We start from the raw sequence: 1,761 nt of genomic DNA on the forward strand, positions 1-1,761 counted from the left end.
GAGAAGCGGATGCTGGCCAAGGCCCGGCAGATCCTCGTCTCCGAGCTCGCGCTCGCCGAGAAGACCGACGAGGAGAAGGCCGAGACCATCCTCGACGAGGTCCTCGCGTCCTGACGCCCGGGTCGCCTCCGGCGACAGCGCACTGACGTGACCGACGCCCACGCCGCACCGCGCGGCGTGGGCGTCGTCGTCGTCGCGGCCGGGTCGGGCGCCCGGCTCGGGGCCGGTGTCCCCAAGGCGTTCGTGCCGTTGCACGGCCGGCCGCTGCTCGGGCACGCCCTCGACACCGTCGCGCGGGTGCCGGGCCTGGCGGCGGTCTCCGTCGTCGTCCCGGAGGGGCTGCTCGACGTCGGCTCGGCGTCGTGGCACGGGGTGACCCTGCCGGCCGGCGCGGTCGTCGTCGCCGGGGGCGCCGAGCGCACGGCCTCGGTGGCCGCGGGGCTCGCTGCCCTCGGGCCGGACTGCGACGTCGTCCTCGTCCACGACGCCGCCCGCTGCCTCACCCCGCTTGCCGTCTTCGAGCGGGTCGTCGCCGCCGTGCGGTCCGGCGACGCCGGGGTCGTCCCCGGCCTGGCCGTCGTCGACACCGTCAAGACGGTCGACGAGCAGGGCCTGGTCACCGGCACGCCGGACCGTGGCACGCTGCGCGCCGTGCAAACCCCCCAGGGCTTCGACCGGCAGGTCCTGCTCGCCGCGCACGCCTCCGGGGTCGACGCCACCGACGACGCCGCGCTCGTCGAGCGGACCGGGCACCGGGTGCGCGTCGTCGAGGGCGACCCGCTGGCCTTCAAGGTGACGACCCCCGAGGACCTCGAGCGCGCCGCCCGCCTCCTCCCCCCTCCACAAGTCCCCTGACCTCTGCCGGCAGGGGTCCGGAGGCCTGCCGGCCGAGGGTGCGAGGATCTGCGCAGGCAGCCGAGGGTGTGCAGATCCTGCGACCGTCTGCCGAGACGTCGACCGGCCGAGCCGGGGAGGAGCCGGGATGAGCACGCTGCCACGGGTCGGGATCGGCGTCGACGTGCACGCGCTGGCGCCCGAGGGGTCGGACCGCGAGCTGTGGGTGGCCGGGCTGCGGTGGCCCGGGGAGCGGGGCCTCGCCGGGCACTCCGACGCCGACGTCGCCGCGCACGCCGCGTGCGACGCCCTGTTCTCGGCGGCCGGGCTCGGCGACCTCGGGGCGCACTTCGGCACCGACCGACCCGAGCTGGCCGGCGCCTCCGGCACGGCGCTGCTCGCCGAGGCCGCCCGGCTCGTGCGCGACGCCGGGTTCGAGGTCGGCAACATCGCCGTCCAGGTCGTCGGCAACCGACCGAAGGTCGGAACGCGCCGGGACGAGGCCGAGGCCGCGCTGTCGGCGGCCGCCGGGGCACCGGTGTCGGTGAGCGGCACGACGACCGACGGCCTGGGCCTCACCGGACGCGGCGAGGGCGTCGCCGCCCTCGCGACCGCGCTGGTGATCCCGGCCGGCTGACGCGTCGGCTCACCCGACGGCTGGTCGTCGCCGACGACGAGGGGCCGCGCACTGCCGCACGCGTCCGCAGCCGCGACGACGCGGCGGCGGTCAGCGGACGCGGGCCTTCACCCGGCGGTCCTCGCCGACGATGCGGGCCATCCGCTGGAGCTCGGCGACGTGGCCGCACAGGGCCTCGCGGCCGGCGGCGGTGAGGGCGACCGTCGTCAGCTGCCGGCCGTCGCGCACGCCGCGCTCGAGCCGGGTGTAGCCCTTGGCGGTGAGGGCCTTGAGGTGCTTGGACAGGGCGG

General features: G+C 77.4%; 3 protein-coding genes and 1 pseudogene. 3 read left to right on the forward strand and 1 reads right to left on the reverse strand.

The annotated features are described in order from the left end of the window. From EPD83_RS20175 to ispF, 3 genes and pseudogenes are all read left to right on the forward strand, one after another. Window positions 1-114, forward strand: a pseudogene (locus EPD83_RS20175) (CarD family transcriptional regulator); the annotation flags it as partial. 33 nt (window positions 115-147) lie between these two features. Next, on the forward strand, window positions 148-855 hold the full coding sequence (gene ispD / locus EPD83_RS20180; RefSeq protein WP_165567075.1) for a 2-C-methyl-D-erythritol 4-phosphate cytidylyltransferase: 708 nt from the start codon (window positions 148-150) through the stop codon (window positions 853-855). A 127-nt stretch (window positions 856-982) separates the two neighbouring features. After that, the gene (gene ispF, locus EPD83_RS20185; RefSeq protein WP_165567076.1) at window positions 983-1,471 is read left to right on the forward strand and encodes a 2-C-methyl-D-erythritol 2,4-cyclodiphosphate synthase; all 489 of its coding nucleotides are present in this window, start codon (window positions 983-985) and stop codon (window positions 1,469-1,471) included. Between the two features lie 90 nt (window positions 1,472-1,561). On the opposite strand, the gene EPD83_RS20190 is transcribed toward ispF, so the two are convergent. Beyond that, the coding region (locus EPD83_RS20190; RefSeq protein WP_205859649.1) for a transcriptional regulator at window positions 1,562-1,761 on the reverse strand (200 nt) is incomplete at its 5' end.

Source organism: Phycicoccus flavus (assembly GCF_004025965.2).
Classification (GTDB): Bacteria; Actinomycetota; Actinomycetes; order Actinomycetales; family Dermatophilaceae; genus Phycicoccus; species Phycicoccus flavus.